The sequence below is a fragment of the Promicromonospora noduliphila genome (assembly GCF_056951025.1).
Map to the genome: position 1 here is coordinate 389,666 of NZ_CM167806.1, position 18,805 is coordinate 408,470.

General features: G+C 72.9%; 16 protein-coding genes. 8 read left to right on the forward strand and 8 right to left on the reverse strand.

The window, feature by feature from the left end:
- Positions 1-24: 24 nt before the first annotated feature.
- The 6 genes from AC0QU1_RS01680 to mshD form a co-directional block, all read right to left on the reverse strand.
- Entirely contained in the window at positions 25-1,029 is a 1,005-nt protein-coding gene (locus AC0QU1_RS01680; RefSeq protein ID WP_483573927.1) for an inorganic phosphate transporter, read from the reverse strand.
- 1 nt (position 1,030) lies between these two features.
- On the reverse strand, positions 1,031-1,648 hold the full coding sequence (locus AC0QU1_RS01685) for a DUF47 domain-containing protein (protein WP_483573928.1): 618 nt from the start codon (positions 1,646-1,648) through the stop codon (positions 1,031-1,033).
- A gap of 337 nt (positions 1,649-1,985) precedes the next feature.
- The gene (locus AC0QU1_RS01690) at positions 1,986-2,585 is read right to left on the reverse strand and encodes a hypothetical protein (protein ID WP_483573929.1); all 600 of its coding nucleotides are present in this window, start codon (positions 2,583-2,585) and stop codon (positions 1,986-1,988) included.
- A gap of 82 nt (positions 2,586-2,667) precedes the next feature.
- Positions 2,668-3,702: an NUDIX hydrolase gene (locus AC0QU1_RS01695; protein WP_483616364.1), complete on the reverse strand. Its 1,035-nt coding sequence runs from the start codon at positions 3,700-3,702 to the stop codon at positions 2,668-2,670.
- Positions 3,699-6,197, reverse strand: a complete 2,499-nt coding sequence (locus AC0QU1_RS01700; protein WP_483616366.1) for an RNA degradosome polyphosphate kinase — start codon at positions 6,195-6,197, stop codon at positions 3,699-3,701. Before AC0QU1_RS01700 ends, AC0QU1_RS01695 begins: the two co-directional genes overlap by 4 nt.
- A 56-nt stretch (positions 6,198-6,253) precedes the next feature.
- Positions 6,254-7,315, reverse strand: a complete 1,062-nt coding sequence (gene mshD, locus AC0QU1_RS01705; RefSeq protein ID WP_483573930.1) for a mycothiol synthase — start codon at positions 7,313-7,315, stop codon at positions 6,254-6,256.
- A gap of 193 nt (positions 7,316-7,508) precedes the next feature.
- Here mshD and AC0QU1_RS01710 point away from each other — a divergent pair, with 193 nt between their 5' ends.
- From AC0QU1_RS01710 to AC0QU1_RS01740, 7 genes are read left to right on the forward strand one after another with little or no spacing between them, the layout of a single operon-like run.
- The gene (locus tag AC0QU1_RS01710) at positions 7,509-8,969 is read left to right on the forward strand and encodes an amidohydrolase family protein (RefSeq protein ID WP_483573931.1); all 1,461 of its coding nucleotides are present in this window, start codon (positions 7,509-7,511) and stop codon (positions 8,967-8,969) included.
- A gap of 44 nt (positions 8,970-9,013) precedes the next feature.
- Entirely contained in the window at positions 9,014-9,745 is a 732-nt protein-coding gene (locus AC0QU1_RS01715) for an ABC transporter ATP-binding protein (RefSeq protein ID WP_483576613.1), read from the forward strand.
- Positions 9,742-10,620, forward strand: coding sequence for an ABC transporter permease (locus AC0QU1_RS01720; RefSeq protein ID WP_483573932.1), 879 nt, complete (start codon positions 9,742-9,744; stop codon positions 10,618-10,620). The genes AC0QU1_RS01715 and AC0QU1_RS01720 overlap by 4 nt, the downstream gene beginning before the upstream one ends.
- A gap of 32 nt (positions 10,621-10,652) precedes the next feature.
- A complete protein-coding gene (locus AC0QU1_RS01725) occupies positions 10,653-11,843 on the forward strand; it encodes a substrate-binding domain-containing protein (RefSeq protein ID WP_483573933.1) in 1,191 nt (396 codons plus the stop codon).
- 11 nt (positions 11,844-11,854) lie between these two features.
- Positions 11,855-13,213 carry an FAD-binding oxidoreductase gene (locus AC0QU1_RS01730; protein ID WP_483573934.1) on the forward strand — a complete coding sequence of 453 codons (1,359 nt, stop codon included), beginning with the start codon at positions 11,855-11,857 and terminating at the stop codon, positions 13,211-13,213.
- The gene (locus AC0QU1_RS01735) at positions 13,213-14,028 is read left to right on the forward strand and encodes a creatininase family protein (RefSeq protein WP_483573935.1); all 816 of its coding nucleotides are present in this window, start codon (positions 13,213-13,215) and stop codon (positions 14,026-14,028) included. The genes AC0QU1_RS01730 and AC0QU1_RS01735 overlap by 1 nt, the downstream gene beginning before the upstream one ends.
- The gene (locus AC0QU1_RS01740; RefSeq protein WP_483573936.1) at positions 14,025-15,464 is read left to right on the forward strand and encodes an amidohydrolase family protein; all 1,440 of its coding nucleotides are present in this window, start codon (positions 14,025-14,027) and stop codon (positions 15,462-15,464) included. The genes AC0QU1_RS01735 and AC0QU1_RS01740 overlap by 4 nt, the downstream gene beginning before the upstream one ends.
- Here the strand turns inward: AC0QU1_RS01740 and AC0QU1_RS01745 are convergent.
- Positions 15,433-16,032: a helix-turn-helix domain-containing protein gene (locus AC0QU1_RS01745; RefSeq protein WP_483573937.1), complete on the reverse strand. Its 600-nt coding sequence runs from the start codon at positions 16,030-16,032 to the stop codon at positions 15,433-15,435. The genes AC0QU1_RS01740 and AC0QU1_RS01745 overlap by 32 nt on opposite strands.
- A 136-nt stretch (positions 16,033-16,168) precedes the next feature.
- On the opposite strand from AC0QU1_RS01745, the gene AC0QU1_RS01750 reads away from it, so the two are divergent.
- A complete protein-coding gene (locus AC0QU1_RS01750; protein ID WP_483573938.1) occupies positions 16,169-16,696 on the forward strand; it encodes a flavin reductase family protein in 528 nt (175 codons plus the stop codon).
- A 46-nt stretch (positions 16,697-16,742) separates the two neighbouring features.
- On the opposite strand, the gene acs is transcribed toward AC0QU1_RS01750, so the two are convergent.
- A complete protein-coding gene (acs, locus tag AC0QU1_RS01755) occupies positions 16,743-18,773 on the reverse strand; it encodes an acetate--CoA ligase (RefSeq protein WP_483573939.1) in 2,031 nt (676 codons plus the stop codon).
- Between the last annotated feature and the right edge of the window lie 32 nt (positions 18,774-18,805).

Below are 18,805 nucleotides of genomic sequence, written 5' to 3' on the forward strand. Positions count from 1 at the left end.
CGCGCGCGGAGCCGTCCGGCCCGGTCAGGCCAGGAACGGCCGGAGCGCCCAGGTCGCCAGCGCGGCCACCAGGGCGGCCGCCGGGATGGTGAGCACCCAGGCCAGGACGATGTTCGTGGCGACGCCCCAGCGCACCGCCGAGAGCCTGCGGGTGGCGCCGACGCCCATGATCGCCGAGGTGATCGTGTGCGTCGTCGAGACGGGGGCGTGCAGCGCGAACGCGTTGACGTACAGCACGAGGGCCGAGACAGACTCGGCGACGAAGCCGCGGGCCGGGTCGAGCTCGATGATCTTGCGGCCCAGCGTGCGCATGATGCGCCAGCCACCCGCGTAGGTGCCGGCGGAGATGGCGGCGGCGGCGCAGAGCTTGACCCAGAGCGGGATGCCCTGGGCCGGGTCGGCCCAGCCCACAGTGAGCAGCGCCAGGTAGATGACGCCCATCGTCTTCTGCGCGTCCTGCAGGCCGTGGCCGAGCGCCATCGCGGAGGCCGAGGCGGTCTGCGCGATGCGGAACCGCCGGTGCGCCCTGGCCGGGGTGGCGTTGCGGAACAGCCACAGCACGGCGACCATCACGGCGAAGGCGAGCCCGAAGCCGACCAGCGGCGAGATGACCATGGGCAGGACCACCTTGTCCACGATCTCGGACCAGTACACGCTCATGCCGCCGGCGATCCCGGCCCCGACCAGCCCGCCGATCAGGGCGTGCGTGGACGACGACGGGAGGCCGAACCACCACGTGACGAGGTTCCACGCGATCGCGCCGAGCAGCGCGCACAGCACGACCGCGAGCTCCGCGTGGGGGTCGGCGCCGGAGAGGTTGACGATCGAGGTGGCGATGGTCTCGGCGACCTCCGTGCCCAGCAGCGCTCCGGCGAAGTTCATGACGGCGGCCATGAGGACGGCGATGCGTGGCGTCAGCGCCCGCGTCGACACCGACGTGGCGATGGCGTTGGCGGCGTCGTGAAAGCCGTTCGTGTAGTCGAAGCTCAGGGCGAGAGCCACGACGAGGACGACGAGGGCGACCTCCACCTCAGGACTCCTTGAGGGCTATCGTCTCGACCAGGTTCGCCACGTTCTCGAAGCTGTCGGCGGCGTTCTCCAGGACCTCTACGATCTCCTTCAGCTTCATGAGCTGGACCGGGTCGTGCGCCAGGTCGTCGAAGAGCTGGGCGATGAGCTTGCGGTGCAGCTTGTCGGCCTGGTTCTCCAGGCGGTTCACCTCGACCCAGTAGTCGGCGAGCTTGTCCATCGAGCGCAGGCGGGGCATGGCCTCCGCCGTCAGCTCCGCGCACCGCTGCAGCACCTGGACCTGCTCCGACACGCGGTCCGGCAGGCCGTCCACCTTGTACAGGACGATGAGGTCGGCGGCCTCGTCCATCTCGTCCATGCAGTCGTCGAGGGCCGAGGCAAGGGCGGAGATGTCCTCCCGGTCGAACGGGGTCACGAAGGTCTGGTTGAGGCGGCGCATGACCGAGTGCGTGGCATCGTCGGCGAGGCGCTCGACGTCGTGCATCTCCTCGGCGAGCTTCTCGCGGCCGGCCTTGTCAGCGCCGAGCAGCTCCGCCAGCAGGGACGCGCCGTGGACGAGGTGCTGGGCGGAGGCCGCGAGAAGATCGAAATAGGCTGTGTCGCGCGGAGTGAGGCGCACGAGGGCTCCCGTTCTGAGGGCTCTGGAACAGGCTCAGCGTAGGGCTGTTGCCGATCATCGCCAATTTGCAAGGTCGCACTTTGGTAACTCGTGACAATGGGCACAGACCCGCGGGCAGGCCTGTGCCGCCTGCCTTTTCAGCAGGGAGACGAGGAGGGAAAGCGACGCCGAACCGGGAGCGCCTCTCGGCGCGGGGCCGCTCGTAGCGGCTTGAGGTGGAGCCCGGGGCTACCGCAGCCCGGCGTCGCCTGAACCATCCTAGTCGCGTGCGCGGATCTGCCAAGGGGGTCGGACGTCACAGGGCGTCCGCGCGACGCGGGGTCGACACGGCCCCCGCCTACTCCAGGGAGCCGGTTCTCCACAGGTCAGCAGCGCGTTCCAGCTCCTCGGCGGTACGCAGCAGGGAGCTCGCGCTGCGGGTCATCCGGGTGGCGCCGGAGGGGTCGGCGACCTCACGGGAGTCGGCGTCGAACGCGGCTCCGGTCGACAGGATGCGGCAGAACGCGCCGGCCCGTTCCAGGGCGACGGCGAGGTCGCCGGTGAACACGCCGGACAGGACGGCGTCGGCCAGAATCTGCAGGTCGCCGGGCTCCGGCGGGCTCGGCACACCCGCGACGGCCTCCTGCACCGGGGCGGCTTCCACACCGAGTCGATACCTGAGCATGACGGTCGGCATGTCGCGGCGGACCCACTCGCGCAGCACGTACAGCCGCCAGAGCGAGCCGGGCAGGGAGACGGCGGCGGCGTCCGCCCACAGGCCCGCGACCGTGTCGAGGCCCTCGTTCTCGACCAGGTGGATGAGCCGTTCCACGACCGTCGGGTCGTCGGTGGTGCGGGCGCGGTCCACGAGCGCGCGGGCGGTCGCGTGCGCCACCTCGTCGCGCAGAGCAGGGTCCACCTCCCCCGGGAGCGCCTCCGCGTTCCGCGGGTCCAGCATGGCCGGCCGTCTCGGCGGTCGTTGGTCGCTGCTCATGGTGACCGATAGTGCGCCGAAGTCGAGCAACTGTCCACCATCACGATCACCAGACCTCCGGACTCACCTTCTCGGTGGCCACCACCCGCGGTCCCGTCGGCGTGTCCGCGACGTGCGCGACGAGCACCTCGCCGGGTTCGAGGAACGGGTCCTGCACCGGCAGGCCGTCCGCGACCGTGCGCGGCGCGTGCTGGGCGAGCACGTCCAGCACGGTGGGCAGAACCGGGCGGTGGGTGCAGATCACCGACGACTCCTTGGTCTCCTCCAGCAGCTCGCGCACCGTGGCGGCCACGCGCGACGGCGACCGCTCGTGCTGGGCCTCCGTGAGGTACTCGCTGTAGCTCGGGCGCAGGCTCGCGGACCGCACGTACGGGTCGATGGTGGTGGCGCACCGCTCCCACCGCGAGCTGATCACGTGCTCGACGCCGTACGCGGCCAGCACAGGCACCAGCGCCGCGGCCTGTCCGTGCCCGAGCGGGGTGAGGGGACGGTCGCGCTCCACGCCGTGCCAGGACGTGCGCGACACCGCCTGCCCGTGCCGCGCGATGACGAGCGCGCGGGTGTCGAGCACGCCCTCGGACTCGGCGGCCACCAGGGCGTCCAGCGGGCCGCGGTCGGACGTCCGGGTGAGGCGCACCGCCGCCTCGTCGACGTCGAGCCACTCGACCCGGTCGACCTCCTCGCGGTCGACGGGTGCCACCGGGGCGCGCGCCGTGAGGGACGGGGTGTCCCGTCCCCTGCGGGCGCGCCGCGACGCCCAGTAGTGCACGCGCTTCACGCGGCCCTCCGGCGTCAGGTACTGCAGGCCGGGCAGCGGGCGGCCGAGCACCACCTCCTTGCCCGTCTCCTCGCCGACCTCGCGGATCGCGGCACCCTGGAAGGACTCCCCGTGCTCGAGCTTGCCCTTGGGCCAGGACCAGTCGTCGTACCGCGGCCGGTGCACGAGCTGCACCTGGAGCCCGCCGCCGCGGCGGCGCCAGACGATCCCGCCGGCCGTCATGACGACAGGGGTGTGCGCCCCCGCGGCGGGCGAGGCCGCCGCCGTCGGCTCCGTGCCCACCACGGACCTCCGGTCCGTCACCGGACGGGCTCGAGCCGACGCCGCTGCCGCTGGATCAGGACCGACTGCAGGTCGCGGAGGCCGTTCCCGTCCGGGCCCGAGGCCGGGCGTTCCCACCGGCCGTCCGGCAGGAGGTGCCACGATGCCGTCGCGTCCGCCATGGACTCGTCGAGCAGGCCGAGGAGCTCGCCCACGTGGCCGGGGTCGGAGATCCGGATGAGCGTCTCGACGCGGCGGTCGAGGTTGCGGTGCATCAGGTCGGCCGAGCCGATGAACACCTCGGGGCCGGACTCGGGGCCCTCGCCGATGGCGGGCCCCATCGAGTTGGCGAACGCGAAGATGCGCGAGTGCTCGAGGAAGCGGCCGAGGATCGAGCGCACCCGGATGTTCTCGCTCAGGCCGGGCACGCCCACGCGGATGGCGCAGATGCCGCGGACGACGAGGTCGACCTGCACGCCGGCCTGGGAGGCGCGGTACAGGGCGTCGATCACCGTCTCGTCGACGGCCGAGTTGACCTTCATCTTGACCCACGCCGCACGGCCGGCACGGGCCGCCCTCGCCTCGCGCTCGATGCGCTCCACCAGGCCGGAGCGCACGGCGCGCGGCGCGACGAGCAGGCGGTGGAAGGTCGACTTCGGTGCGTACCCGGAGAGCTGGTTGAACAGGCGGGTCAGGTCCTGGCCCACGTCCGGGTCGCAGGTCAGCAGGCCGTGGTCGGTGTACAGGCGCGCCGTCTTGGGGTGGTAGTTGCCCGTGCCGACGTGGCAGTAGCGCAGCAGGGAGCCGTCGGGCTCCTGGCGCACCACGAGCGAGAGCTTGCAGTGCGTCTTGAGGCCGACGATCCCGTAGACCACGTGGACGCCAGCCTCTTCGAGCTTGCGCGCCCAGGAGATGTTGGCCTCCTCGTCGAACCGGGCCTTGATCTCGACCAGGGCCAGCACCTGCTTGCCGGCCTCAGCGGCGTCGATCAGCGCGTCCACGATGGGCGAGTCGCCCGACGTCCGGTACAGCGTCTGCTTGATCGCCAGCACCTTTGGGTCGGCGGCCGCCTGTTCGAGGAACGTCTGGACGCTCGTGGAGAACGAGTCGTACGGGTGGTGCAGCAGGATGTCGCGGCGCCGGATCGCGGCGAACACGTCCGTCGGCTTCGAGCTCTCCACCTCCGCGAGGTGCCGGTGCGTCGAGGGCACGAACGGCGGGTAGTGGAGGGAGATCAGGTCGAGGTCCGCGATCAGGTTGAGGCCCGTGAGGTCCAGCAGCGCGGGCAGCTCGTAGACCTCCTCCTCCTGCACGCCCAGCTCCCGCACGATCAGCTCGCGGATGCGCGGGCTGATGTCCTTGGCGATCTCCAGCCGGACCGGCGGGCCGAACCGGCGCCGCAGCAGCTCCTTCTCCATGGCCTGGAGCAGGTTCTCAGCGTCGTCCTCCTCGACCTCCACGTCCTCGTTCCGGGTGACGCGGAACGTGTGGCTCTCCCGCACCTCCATGCCGGGGAAGAGGTAGTCGAGGTGCTGCGCGATGACCTCTTCGAGCGGCACGAACGAGAGCGGCCCGCGCTGCGGGTCCGCCTTCTTGGTGCCGGGCCGACGCGGCTTGCCCGACGCGTCCACCGCGATGAAGCGCGGCAGCAGCGGCGGAACCTTGACGCGGGCGAAGTGCTCCTTGCCCGTCGCCGGGTTCGCCACCACCACGGCGAGGTTCAGGCTCAGTCCGGAGATATAAGGGAACGGGTGGGCCGGGTCCACCGCCAGCGGGGTGAGCACCGGGAAGATCTGCTTGCGGAAGAACTTGTGCAGCCGCTCCTGCTCCTTGGTGTCCAGCTCGCCCCAGTGCACCAGCGTGATGCCCTCTGCGGCCAGCGCGGGCTGCACGTCGTCCTCGAACACGCGCGCGTGCCGCTCCATGAGCACGTGCGCCTCCTCCGAGATCCGCGACAGCGCCTGGCGCGGGCTGAGGCCGGAGGCGCTCGTGACGGCGATGCCCGTCGCGATGCGGCGCTTCAGGCCGGCGACGCGCACCATGAAGAACTCGTCCAGGTTGGACGCGAAGATCGCCAGGAACCGGACGCGCTCGAGCAGGGGGATCCGCGGGTCCTCCGCGAGCTCCAGCACCCGCTGGTTGAACGCGAGCCAGCTCAGCTCACGGTCCGCGAACCGGTCGACGGGCAGCGGCTCGCCCAGCCGCGGGTCGAGCAGGGCGGTCTCGTCGGACGTCTCCGCGATGTGCTCGGCGATGTGCGCCGCCAGGCTCGGGTCGAGCGTGCTCGACCCGAGGATGCCGTCGGCCGACGTCTCGTCCACCCTCGGCTCCGACTGCGCCGTCACCCCGGGGGCCGCCTGCGGTCTCACCGTGACGGCGGGCGAAGCACTCTCGGCGGAGCCGGCACCGTTGCCTGACGCGTCCCGGCCGGCGTCGGCCTTGCCGTTCACGGGTTCGGTACTTGCCGTGCTCTGCTTCACGAATCGGCCGTTCCTGTCCCGGGTCCTGACGGAGGTGTTCGCAGCGCTGTCCTTCATGGGTTCATGGTGTCACCGTTCGGTACACAGTGGGTGTCCCTCTCGGAGAGCGTTCGTCACGGGCGGGCATACTGCACGTGTACAGCAGCTCGTGTGAAACCGGCGCGCTCGTACGTGGCCAGGGCCGGCGTGTTGTCGCCCTCCACGTACAGCACGGCCCGCGTGGCTCCGGCCCGCGCGAGGTGCGCCAGCCCGACGTCGGTCAGCAGCCGGCCCAGGCCTTTGCCCTGGTGGTCCGGATCCACGCCCAGGACGTAGATCTCGCCGTCGCGGGCATCGTCGGGCTGGTTCGGCTCGGTCTTGGTCCACAGGAAGGCGACCGGGTCGGGGGAGTTCTGGCTGTTGTCGCTGTCGTGCTCCGTGGCGTCGCCCTCGGGGGCGTTCTCCGGGACGAGCAGGAAGAAGTCCTCGGCGTCGAACCACGGCTCGGCCTGGCGGGCGCGCAGGTCGTCGAGGGTCATCCGGCCCTGCTCCGGATGGGTGGCGAACGCGCGCGCGTTGACGCGGAGCCAGGCGGCGTCGTCGGCGCCGGGGCGGAACGTGCGGAGGCGGTAGCCGGCGGGCGGTGCCGGGAGCTCCGCAGCCGGGGGCTGCGCCTCGGGGAGCCGTGATTCCCGAGCGCTTGATTCGGGAACGCCTGGCTCCGGAGCGTCCGGCGCCGTCAGCGGGCGCGCGAGGAACAGCAGCTCGCGCACCGGGCGCAGGCCCGTCGCGCGGGCGAACTCGCGGGCCGGCTCGAGGTCGCCGTGCGCCCAGACCCGGAGCTGCTTGCCGTGCTGGCCCGGCTCGCCCGAACGGGACGGCAGGGTGGCGTCCCGCTCGGCGGTCCGCAGCAGCACGCGGCCCCTGCCGTTGCGGCGGTGCTCGGGGTGGACCACCAGCTCGGCGCCCGCGGTCTCGCCCGAGCGGTCGATCTGCACGTAGCCGATGGTGCTGCCCGCCGTGGTGTGCGCGACGACGTGCGTGATCCACTCCGCGTCCGTGCCCAGGTTGAGCAGCGGCTGCTCGGACAGGGGCGCTACGCCGTCGTGCGCCTCGGCGGCGGCGGCCAGGTCCCGGACGGCCTGCTGGGCGTCGGCGTCGAGCGGGCCGATCTCGATGGGGGCGGCGATACGCATGCGCCCATCTTGCTCCATGCGCCGAGGGGAGAAACTGTGGCGGTTCTGCCCCGCCGTTGTCCTCCTTCGGCAAGCGACGACGTTCACAAGCCCGCGCCGCACCGGACACGCGGTGGAAACAGGTCGCCCCTAGCGTTCTGAATGTTCCTCTGATCAACATTTTCTGCCGCCGAGGCTCAGGAGAGGAGACGCCGTGCAGCACGATGCCACGAGTCCCGCGCACCTCCCGGTCGGGATGCCCGACGGCGCGGCGCGGCTCGCGGGCGCTCAGGTGTCCGCCCTGCGGGGCGTGCGGACGGCCGACGGCGCGCTCGTCGACGTCGAGATCGCCGGGGGCCGGGTGGTCGCCGTGGCGGAGAGCGGGGCGCTCGCCGCCCGCGATGCCCCCGGCCGGGAGGCCGACGGCGTGACCCGGCTGGATGCCGACGGCGTGACCCGGCTGGACGCCGACCGCGCGACTCGGCCGGACGCCGGCGGGGCTACCCGGCTGGACGCGAGCGGCTGGCTCGCGCTGCCGGCCGCGTGCGAGCCGCACGCTCATCTCGACAAGGCGCTCACCGCCGGGCGCTTCCCCGCCGGCACGGGGGAAGACCTCGTGGGCGCCGTCGCCCGGTGGCGCGAGCTGGCTCCGCACATCGACGGCGCCGACGTCCTGCGCCGCGCGCGGGCCGCCGTCGAACGCTACGTCGCGCGCGGCATCACGGCCGTCCGTACCCATGTCGACGCGCCCGCCGACGGCGACCCGCTGCGCATGCTGGACGCCCTGCTCACGCTCCGCGAGGAGCTCGCGGGGTCCGTGACGCTCCAGGTCTGCCTGCTCGGCGGGTGGCACACGCCCACGGAGGTCTTCGCCGAGGCGGCCGCGCGCGGCGTGGACGTGCTGGGCGGCTGCCCGCACCTCGCGCCCGACCCCCGCGCGGAGATCACGCGCGTGCTCGACCTCGCCGAACGCACCGGCCTGCCGGTCGACCTGCACGCCGACGAGCAGACGGAGCTGCCGGACGGCGGGGCGCTCGACGTGGTCGAGCTCGCCCGGCAGGTGCTCGCGCGTGGCCTGACCCAGCGGGTGACGGCGAGCCACGTCGTCCGGCTCGGGTCGCTGCCGCCGGACCGCCTCGCCCCCGTCGTGGACCTGGTGGCGCGCGCCGGCCTCGGGGTGGTGACGCTGCCGATCACCAATCTCTACCTCCAGGGCCGCGACGCCACGCACCTCGTGCCGCGGGGCCTCACCGCCCTGCGGGCACTGCTGGACGCCGGCGTGCCCGTGGCCGCGGGGGCGGACAACCTCCGCGACCCCTTCAACCCGGCGGGCAGCGGCGACCCGTTCGAGACGACGTCGCTGCTGATGACCGCCGCGCACCTGTCGGCGGCGGAATCGCTCGACGCCGTGACCACCGGGGCGCGGACGGTGCTCGGGCTGCCGCCGGCCGGCCTGACCCCCGGCGACCGCGCCGACCTCGTCCTCGTGCCCGACGTGCCGCTCGGCGACGTGCTGGCCGGCGCGGAGCACTCGCGCATCGTCCTCGCGGGTGGCCGCGTCGTGGCGGACAGCCGGGTACACCGCGACCTCGCCCTCGGGCCGGCCGGGCCGTCGGCCGGGCTGCCCCGTCCGGCCGCCACCGAGACACCCGACCCCGACCTGCTCGTGAGGTGACACCAGTGAGCACAGTGAGTACGACGACCCCACGACCGAAGTCCATGACCCGCACGCTCGTGCTCGACGACGTGACGAAGGCGTTCCCCACCGGCACGGTGGCGCTGGAGGGGGTGAGCCTCGTGGTCACGGCCGGCGAGTTCGTCTCCGTCGTCGGCCCGTCCGGGTGCGGCAAGTCCACCCTGCTGCGCCTTGCCTCGGGGCTCGACCAGGTGACCGGCGGGACCATCGAGGTGAACGCCACCTCGACCTCCTACGTGTTCCAGGAGCCGACGCTCCTGGAGTGGCGCAGCGCGCTGCGCAACGTCGAGCTGGCCGGCGAGCTCCGCGGCGTCCTGAAGGCGGACCGGCGGCGGCGTGCCCAGGAGGCCCTCGACCTCGTGGGGCTGTCCGGCTTCGAGAAGCAGCACCCCCGGCAGCTCTCCGGCGGTATGCGGATGCGGGTGTCGATCGCCCGTGCGCTCGTCGCGGAGCCGGACCTCGCGCTGTTCGACGAGCCGTTCGGTGCGCTCGACGAGATCACCCGGCTGCGCATGCAGACGGAGCTGCAGAGCCTGTTCGCGCTCAAGAACTTCGCCGGCCTCTTCATCACGCACTCCGTCTCGGAGGCGGTCTACCTGTCGACGCGCGTCGTCGTCATGAGCGGGCGGCCCGGCCGGGTGGTGGCCGACCTCCCCGTCCGCTGGTCCTACCCGCGCCCGCCCGAGCTGCGGTACGAGGCGGAGTTCGCGGCGCTCACCGGCAAGGTCTCCGCGGCGCTCGGGGAGCACTCGTGAGCGCCGCGGCGGTGCAGGAGAGCACCGCGCACGTCCGGGACGAGGCCGGTCGGCAGGGGGCCGCCGGGCGGTCGCCCCTCCGACGCCGGCTGCTTGCCGCCGGTGCCCGGGTCGGCCCGCTGCTCGCCGCCGTCGCGGGCATCGTCGCCGTCTGGTACGTCGTGACGTACCTGGTCCTCACTCCCGAGCGCCGGTTCCTGCTGCCGCCGCTGCACCAGGTGCTCGGCACGAGCCTCGGCAACCCGAACGTCATGGTGCCCATGCTCGACGCGCTCTGGCAGACCGTCGGCGTCGCCCTGTCCGGCCTCGGGGTCGCCGTCGTGCTCGGCATCGCGTACGCCGTGGTCATGGCGCAGGCGGGCTGGGTCGAGAAGATCCTCTACCCGTACGCGGTGATCCTGCAGACCATCCCGATCCTCGCCCTCACGCCCCTCATCGGGATCTGGATGGGCTACGGGTTCGGCGCCCGCATCGTGGTGTGCGTGATCATCGCGCTGTTCCCGATGATCGCGAACACGCTGTTCGGGCTCCAGTCCGCCACACCGGCCGCGCACGACCTGTTCACGCTGAACCGGGCCACGCGCGCCCAGCGGCTGCTCAAGCTCCAGTTCCCGGCGGCGCTCCCGTCGATCTTCACGGGCCTGCGCAACGCGGCGGGCCTGAGCGTCATCGGCGCGATCGTCGGCGACTTCTTCTTCCAGCAGGGTTCGCCGGGGATCGGCGGCCTGCTGCGCACCTACACGCTGCGGCTCAACATGGACGCCCTGTTCACGGCCATCATCCTCACCGCGCTGTTCGGGGTGGTCGTGTTCTCCGTCTTCGCGGCGCTGGACCGGGCCGTCATCGGCCGCTGGTACGGCCGCGGCGCGCCGTGACCTTGCTTCCCCCACCGATCTCAGGAGTCAGCATGTACCTCACCAGACCTCGACGGCTCGCGCTCGCCGTGCTGTCCGTCGTCCCACTCGTCGCCCTGACTGCGTGCGGCGGCGCCGGCACCGCCGCCGAGGCGGGCGGAGCGGCCCCGATCGACGTCCCGGCGGCGGAGGCCGACGGCCCGCTCGACCTCTCCGGCGTATGCCCCGCGACCGTCGTCCTGCAGCAGGACTGGCAGCCCGAGGCGGAGCACGGGGCGATGTACTCGCTGGTCGGCCCCGACCACACGGTGGACACCGAGGCCAAGTCGGTCACCGGGTCCCTCGTGGCCCAGGGGGTCGACACCGGGGTGGACGTCGAGGTGCGCCCGGGCGGGCCGAACGTCAACTTCCAGCCGGTGCCGTCGCTCATGTACCTGGACGACTCGATCATGCTCGGCGCGGTGACGACGGATGCGCAGATCACTGCCTTGGCGGACAACCCGGTGGTCACCGTGGCCTCCCAGCTCACCGTCAGCCCGCAGATCGTCATGTGGGACCCGGCCAGCCACGACGGCGCCACCACCATCGAGGAGGCCGCGGCCGACGGCGACCCGCTCGTGTCCGCGGGCGACGTGTTCCCCCGCCTGCTGGCCGCCCAGGGCATCATCGACGACGCGCAGATCGACCTCAGCTACGAGGGCACGCCGCAGCGGTTCGTCTCCGACCCCGCGATCCTGCAGCAGGGGTTCGCCACGGCGGAGCCGTACATCTACGAGAACGAGATCCCGCAGTGGGGCAAGCCGGTCGGATACCAGCTCCTTGCCGACGTCGGCTACTCGGTATACCCGGAGGCGCTCGCCGTGCGCGCCGACAAGGTCGAGGAGCACGCCGACTGCCTCGCCAAGCTCGTGCCGATCATGCAGCAGGCGCAGCTCGACTACCTCGACGACCCGCAGGCCACGAACGAGCTGATCGTCGACCTGGTGGACCAGTACCAGACCGGCTGGACCTACTCGCTCGGCGTGGCGGACTACTCGGTCCAGGCCCAGCAGGACCTCGACCTCGTCACCGACGACCCGGCCTCCGGGGTGTTCGGCCGCATCGACCCCGACCGCATGGCCGAGATCGTCGACACCTTCGCGCCGATCCTGGTGGACGCCGGCCAGATCGACTCAGCCGACATCGACCCCGAGTCCCTGTACACCAACGAGTTCATCGACGACTCGATCTCGATGGGGAGCTGAGGAGCACACCGATGACGACCACCACACCGACCAGCTCCGAGCGGGCCGCGCTGGCCGCGGCGGAGATCGCCGCCCGGTTCGGCCCGGAGCTCGTCTCCACCGATCCGGAGCTGCTGCTCAAGACCTCGTCCGACTGGTCCCGCATGTCACCCGTGCTGCAGGAGAAGGTGCCGGCCGGCCGGTACCTGCCCGACGCCGTCGTCCGCCCCCGCTCGGCGCAGGAGGTAGCGGAGGTGCTGCGGATCGCCTACGAGCACGACGTCCCCGTGACGCCCCGCGGGTCCGGGACGGGCAACTACGGGCAGGCGACGCCGTTCGACGGCGGGTTCGTGCTCGACCTGCGCGGCCTCGACGCGATCCGGGTGAACGACTCGGGCACGGTGACCGCAGGGGCGGGTGCGAAGATCACGGCGATCGACGCTGCGGCGCGCGCGGCGGGCCGGGACATCTGGATCTACCCGTCCACCAAGGGCTCGACGATCGGCGGGTTCGTCGGCGGCGGGTCGGCCGGGACGGGGACGATCGAGCACGGGTCCACCTCCGACGGCTTCGTGCTCTCCCTCACCGTGGCGCCCATGGACGGCAGCGGCGCCACGTTCACCGTGTCGGGCCCGGACGTCATGCCGTACGTGCACGTGTACGGGGTGACGGGAGTGATCGTCGAGCTGGAGATCGCCACCGATTCAGCACGCGACTGGGTGGCGGTCTACGCCGCCTTCGACGACTGGGCGTCGATGACGAGCGTGCACCGCTCGCTGCTCGACCTGCCCGCGCTGCCCCGGCTCGCGTCCGCCGACCCGCCGGCGCTCGTGCCGAGCCTGCCCGCCGCCGTCCCGCTCGACCCCGCGCGGCACAGCCTGCGCGTGATCGCGGAGGCGTCGACGGTGGCAGAGATCGAGGCGCGGGTGGTCGCAGCGGGCGGCGACGTCGTGGCGAGCCTCGCGGACTACGCGGAGACGGACAAGCTGTCGTCGATGTCGTACAACCACCCGGTGTACTACCTGCAGAAGGCGCATCCCGAGCGGACGTGGTTCCACATGGAGACCGGCGGGCTCGGGCACTGGGACCGGCCCGAGGACGTCCGCGCGGTGTACGACGGCGACGTACACCTCCACCTGGAGCTCATGGGCAAGGCCCCGCTCGCGATGGTCGTGGCCGACTACGTCTCCGAGGAGCACACGCTCGCCGGGATCGAGCGCCTCGAGGCGCTCGGCCTCGGCGTGCACTCGCCGCACCAGTGGTACGTGGACCGGAACGTGGACCTCGCGCGGGAGGTGGCCCGGACCATGGACCCGAAGGGCCTGCTCAACCCCGGAAAGCTGGTCGACGAGCCGCCGGTGGACACCCGTGTCAACATCGGGGTGCGCTGATGGGCACCCTCCGTTTCGCCGAGCTGACCTGGCGGGAGATCGAGGCGCTCCCGGCCGACACGGTGGCGGTGCTGCCGCTCGGCGCGGTCGAGCAGCACGGGCCGCACCTGCCGGTGTCGACCGACCTGGTGACGGCGACCGAGGCGGCGACGGCGGCGGCCGGGGCCGTGGCTGCCTCGGGCGAGGCGTCCGTCGTGCTGCTGGAGCCGCTCGCGTACACGAAGTCGGACGAGCACGCGGGGTTCCCCGGCACCATCTGGCTGTCGTGGGACACGCTCATGCGCGTCCTGGTCGACGTCGGGCGCTCGCTGGCCGCGTCGGGTATCACCCGGCTGCTGTTCGTCAACGGCCACGGCGGCAACTCCGCGCTCGGCCAGGTAGCGAACCGGGAGCTACGACGCCGGTTCGGGCTGCGCACGTTCTTCGCGCACGTCGCGACGCCGCGCGACCAGGGCGGCGTCCCCGTGTCTGGCGACGAGCACGGGCTCGGTGTGCACGGCGGCCACGCCGAGACGTCGCTCATGTTGCACCTGCGGCCCGACCTGGTCCGGATGGACCTCGCGGAGCGGCGCGTGCCGGAGGACCTGCTCGCCTACGAGCAGATCGGTTTCGGCCGGGCGACGTCGTTCGGCTGGCTGTCGAGCGACTTCGGCCCGGACGGGCACGTGGGGGATCCGACGACGGCGACGGCGGAGGTGGGCAAGGAGCTGTTCGAGCGCGCCGTCGGGCACCTCACCCGGACGCTCGTCGAGGCCTCGCGGTTCACGACGCCGGCGGACGGCGCGGCGGGGCTGGGCGTACGGGACCGCGGGTGACGGGGGCCGGGGCCGGAACCGAGGTGGCGCCGCGGCTGGTCGTGCGCGGGGCGCTCGCGGTGCGCACGGGGCCGGGGGCTGGGCCGGATGAGCCGAGGCCAGGGGCGGTCGAGCCCGGCGGCGACGTCGTCGTCGGGGTGGACGGGCGGGTGCTGGCGGTCCCTGTCCCGGGGAACCGGGCGGGGGCGGGCTTGGCCCGCTCGGCCGAGCCTGCCGCCGCGCCGGCTGGCGCCGAGGTGGAGGTGCTCGATGCGACCGGGTGCGTGGTCACGCCGGGCCTGGTCAACGCGCACCACCACCTGCTCCAGACGGCGTTCCGGACGCTGCCCGGCACCCGCGGGGTCCCGATGCGGCAGTGGCTCACGCTGATGGCCGCGGCGTACCAGCGCGCCTCCGTCGATGCCGAGCTCGTGGGCGTCGCGGCGCGGGCGGGCCTTGCCGAGGCCCTGCTCAGCGGGGTTACCACCGTTGCCGACCATCACCTGACCTGGCCCGCCGCGCTCGGTCCGGCCGACACCGTGGACCTCGCCCGCGCGACCGCCGCCGCGGCCGACGAGCTCGGGGCGCGCCTCGTGCTGGTCCGCGGGACCGCTGGCGACGATCCGGAGACCGCGGCGCTCAGTGCCGACGCCGTCGCGGCCGCGCTGGTCGGTGATGCGCCGGGCGGCGTGCGGGCGGGCGGCGGCGTGCAGGTCGCCGTCGGCCCCGCCGGCGTGCACAGCGACGGCGAGGCGACGTTTCGGTTGCTCGGGGAGGTGGCGGCGCGGCGCGGGCTGCGGCGTCGCACGCAGGCCAACGAGCAGGTCGACGTGGTCGCGGCGCTGGAGCGCTACGGCAGGCGCCCGCTGGACCTGCTGGACGAGTGGGGCTGGCTGGCCCCCGATGTCACGGTCGCGCACCTGTGCGACGTCACCTCCGACGAGATCGCTCGCATGGCGGCGTCCGGGGCGTCCGCGACCCATGCCCCGGGGTGCGACGTGCCGATGGGCTGGGGCGTCGCGCCGGTCGCGAAGCTGCTCGCCGCGGGCGTCGTGGTGGGCCTGGGCACGAGCGGCGGGGGATCGAACGACGCCGGCCACCTGCTCGCGGACGCGCGGCTCGGCATGCAGGTCTCCGCGCTGGTGGGTCGCCAGCTCGCGGCGCGCGAGCTCCTGGACGCCGCGACCGCCGGGTCGGCGGACGGGCTCGGCAGACCGGAGCTCGGGCGGCTCGACCCGGGATCGGCGGCGGACCTGTGCGTCTGGGACGTCGGCGGGGCGGCCGACGCCGGGGTGGCCGATCCGGTGGCCGGCCTGCTCTGGGCCGCGCCGGGCCGGCGGCCGCGCCACGTCGTCGTCGGGGGACGTGTCGTGGTGCGTGACGGCCGTCTGGTGGCGGCGGACGAGCGCGAGGTGGCCCGCGGGCTCAGCCGGCGTCTGGCGCGAGTCGCTGCTTGACGACCAGCAGACGATAGGCGTCGCCGTCGGCGCTCGCCCAACGATGGCGCGTCCCCGCGCGGTAGAAGGCGGAGTCACCGGGGCCCAGGTGCTCCAGCGTGCCGTCGAGGTCGAGCAGCACCTGCCCCTCCACCACGTAGACGAACTCGTCCTCGTCGTGGGCCCAGTACGGGCCCGGCTCGCGTGCCGTGCCCGTGAACTCCATCGGGTCGAACGGGCGGTCCCCGGCCGGCGCCAGGGCGCGGACCATACCGCCGCCCGCCGACGTCGCCGACGCGTCGTCCGTCCGGCGTACCACGGGCGTGCTGCCCGCGGGCGGTGCCGTGGCCTCGGCGAGCAGGAGCTGCTGGCTGGTGCCGAGCGTTGCCGCGACGCGGAACAGCGACGACATGCTCAGCCGCGCCCGGCCCCGCTCGACCTGGCTGAGGAACGAGTGCGAGAGCCCCGTCGCCTCGGCGAGCTGGACGAGGGTGAGGCCCTGGGAGTGCCGCAGCGCGCGGATCCGCTGGCCCAGGCGGGCGACCGAACGACCGAGCGGATCGGTCTCCTGGTCGATGGTCGCGTCCATGTCCCGATGTTAGGGGACCACGGTGGTCCGACGGCGTGTGCCGCCGGGTTTCCCGACGCTCGGGCCAGCCGTAACAGAACCCGCGCGCCGGGGTGATCGGGCCGAAACATCGAGCACCGACGATGGAGATATGTTGATGTCATCAACATCGCACGGTGGGTCCGTCAGGGACGCCTTCCGGGACGCGATGGCCGGGCTGGCGAGCGGGGTGTGCGTGGTGACGACGACGGCGGGCGGCGTCCCCGCCGGGCTGACGACCACCGCCGTGATGAGCGTGAGCCTGGATCCGCCCCTGGTCGCGGTAGGGGTCGGGAGGTCCAGCAGGACGCTGGCGCCGCTGCGCGAGGCCCGGCGGTTCGCCGTGCACGTACTGCCGCACGACCGCGAGGAGGTGGCGACCGTCTTCGCCTCCAAGGCGCCGGACAAGTTCGCCGGCCGCGCGATCAGCGCCGGCCAGGGCGGCGTTCCCGTGCTCGCCGACGACGCGCGGCACGTCCTCGAGTGCGAGACGTGGGCGGAGTTCGAGGCGGGAGACCACGTGCTGCTCGTCGGCCGGGTCGTCGTGGTGCACGCCTCCGCGGCCGACGACGGACGCGCGCTGGTGCACTTCGACCGGGCGTACCACCGGGTCGGTGCGGCCCGCGACAGCCCTCTGCCGAAGTAGAACCGTGGCGTTCTGCCGCGCCACGGTTCTACTTCGGCGGGGCGGGTCAGTCCTCCGAGGCGGCCGACGGCGCCTGCAGGCCCGCCGTGATCAGGTCCATCACAGAGGAGTCGGCCAGCGTCGTGGCGTCGCCGACGGCCCGGTCCTCGGCGACGTCGCGCAGGAGGCGGCGCATGATCTTGCCGGACCGGGTCTTGGGCAGCTCCGGCACGACGAGGATCTTCTTGGGCTTCGCGATGGGGCCGATCTCCTTGCCCACGTGGTCGCGCAGCTCCTTCTGCACCTCGGCGGCACCCTCCGGCGTCGATGCCCGGCCCGCGTGGCTGCCGCGCAGGATCACGAACGCGACGACGGCCTGGCCGGTCGTCTCGTCCGCGGCACCGACGACGGCAGCCTCGGCCACGATCTCGTGCGACACCAGCGCCGACTCGATCTCCGTCGTCGACAGGCGGTGCCCGGACACGTTCATCACGTCGTCCACGCGGCCGAGCAGCCAGATGTCGCCGTCCTCGTCCTTCTTCGCGCCGTCGCCGGCGAAGTAGAGGCCCTCGAACCGCGACCAGTACGTCTCCTTGTACCGCTCCAGGTCGCCCCAGATGCCGCGGAGCATGGAGGGCCACGGCTCGGACAGCACGAGGTAGCCGCCCCCGCCGTCGGGCACGGGCTTGGCCTCGTCGTCGACGACCGTCGCCTCGATGCCGGGCAGCGGAACCTGCGCGGAGCCGGGCTTGGTGGCGGTCACGCCGGGCAGCGGGCTGATCATGATGGCGCCGGTCTCCGTCTGCCACCACGTGTCGACGATCGGCGCCTTGTCGCCGCCGATGACGCGGCGGTACCACATCCAGGCCTCGGGGTTGATGGGCTCGCCCACCGAGCCGAGGACGCGCAGCGAGGACAGGTCGAACCCGCCGGGGATGTCGTCGCCCCACTTCATGCAGGTACGGATGGCGGTGGGCGCGGTGTACAGGATCGAGACCTTGTACTTCTCGATCAGCTCCCACCAGCGGCCGCGGTGCGGGGTGTCGGGCGTGCCCTCGTACAGCACCTGCGTGGCGCCGTTCACGAGCGGCCCGTAGACGACGTAGGAGTGGCCGGTGACCCAGCCGACGTCGGCGGTGCACCAGTAGACGTCGGTCTCGGGCTTGAGGTCGAACACGTTTCGGTGCGTGTACGCGGCCTGCGTGAGGTAGCCGCCCGTGGTGTGCAGGATGCCCTTCGGCTTCCCCGTGGTGCCGCTCGTGTACAGGATGAACAGCGGGTGCTCCGCCTCGACGGCCACCGGCTCGTGCTGGTCGGAGGCGGCGGCCAGCGCCTCGTGCCACCAGACGTCGCGGCCCTCGACCCAGTCGACGTCCTGCTCGGTGCGGCGGACCACCAGCACCTTCTGCACGGTCGTGGCCGGAGCGCCCTCCTTCGGCGCGAGGGCCTCGTCCACGGCCGGCTTGAGGGCCGACGGCGCGCCGCGGCGGTAGCCGCCGTCGGCCGTGATGACCAGGGTCGCCTCGGCGTCGGCGACCCGGCTGCGCAGGGCGTCGGCGGAGAAGCCGCCGAAGACGACGGAGTGCGGGGCGCCGATGCGGGCGCAGGCCAGCATCGCGACGACCGACTCGACCAGCATGGGCAGGTAGATGACCACGCGGTCGCCTGTCCTGACCCCGAGCGCGGTCAGGGCGTTCGCCGCGCGGGACACCTCGCGCTGCAGGTCGGCGTACGTGACGGTGCGGGTGTCGCCGGGCTCGCCCTCGAAGTGGACGGCCACCCGGTCGCCGTTGCCGGCCTCGACGTGGCGGTCCACGGCGTTGTACGCGGCGTTCAGCGTGCCGTCGGCGAACCACCGCGCGACGGGTGCGTTGCTCCAGTCCAGGGTCTCGGTGAACGGCTTCGTCCAGGTCACGAGCTCCTTCGCCTGGTCGGCCCAGAAGCCCAGGCGGTCCGCCGAGGCCTTCTCGTAGAGGTCGGCCTTGGCGTTGGCCTGAGCCGCGAACTCCTCGCTCGGCGGGAAGCTTCGGGTCTCGTGCAGCAGGTTCTCCAGGCTGGGGCTGGATGCCGAGCCCGACGTCGGGTTGGTGTCTGTCACGGTGGCCTCCGGTGCGCGTCTTCGCGTTCGTT

What these genes read in the sequence shown, in the direction of transcription:
- AC0QU1_RS01700 (WP_483616366.1), bottom strand. Translation starts at nt 6,197, where the DNA reads ATGAAGGACAGCGCTGCGAACACCTCCGTCAGGACCCGGGACAGGAAC.
- AC0QU1_RS01750 (WP_483573938.1), top strand. Translation starts at nt 16,169, where the DNA reads ATGTCATCAACATCGCACGGTGGGTCCGTCAGGGACGCCTTCCGGGAC.
- AC0QU1_RS01690 (WP_483573929.1), bottom strand. Translation starts at nt 2,585, where the DNA reads ATGCTGGACCCGCGGAACGCGGAGGCGCTCCCGGGGGAGGTGGACCCT.
- AC0QU1_RS01725 (WP_483573933.1), top strand. Translation starts at nt 10,653, where the DNA reads ATGTACCTCACCAGACCTCGACGGCTCGCGCTCGCCGTGCTGTCCGTC.
- AC0QU1_RS01735 (WP_483573935.1), top strand. Translation starts at nt 13,213, where the DNA reads ATGGGCACCCTCCGTTTCGCCGAGCTGACCTGGCGGGAGATCGAGGCG.
- AC0QU1_RS01730 (WP_483573934.1), top strand. Translation starts at nt 11,855, where the DNA reads ATGACGACCACCACACCGACCAGCTCCGAGCGGGCCGCGCTGGCCGCG.
- AC0QU1_RS01745 (WP_483573937.1), bottom strand. Translation starts at nt 16,032, where the DNA reads ATGGACGCGACCATCGACCAGGAGACCGATCCGCTCGGTCGTTCGGTC.
- mshD (WP_483573930.1), bottom strand. Translation starts at nt 7,315, where the DNA reads ATGCGTATCGCCGCCCCCATCGAGATCGGCCCGCTCGACGCCGACGCC.
- AC0QU1_RS01715 (WP_483576613.1), top strand. Translation starts at nt 9,014, where the DNA reads ATGACCCGCACGCTCGTGCTCGACGACGTGACGAAGGCGTTCCCCACC.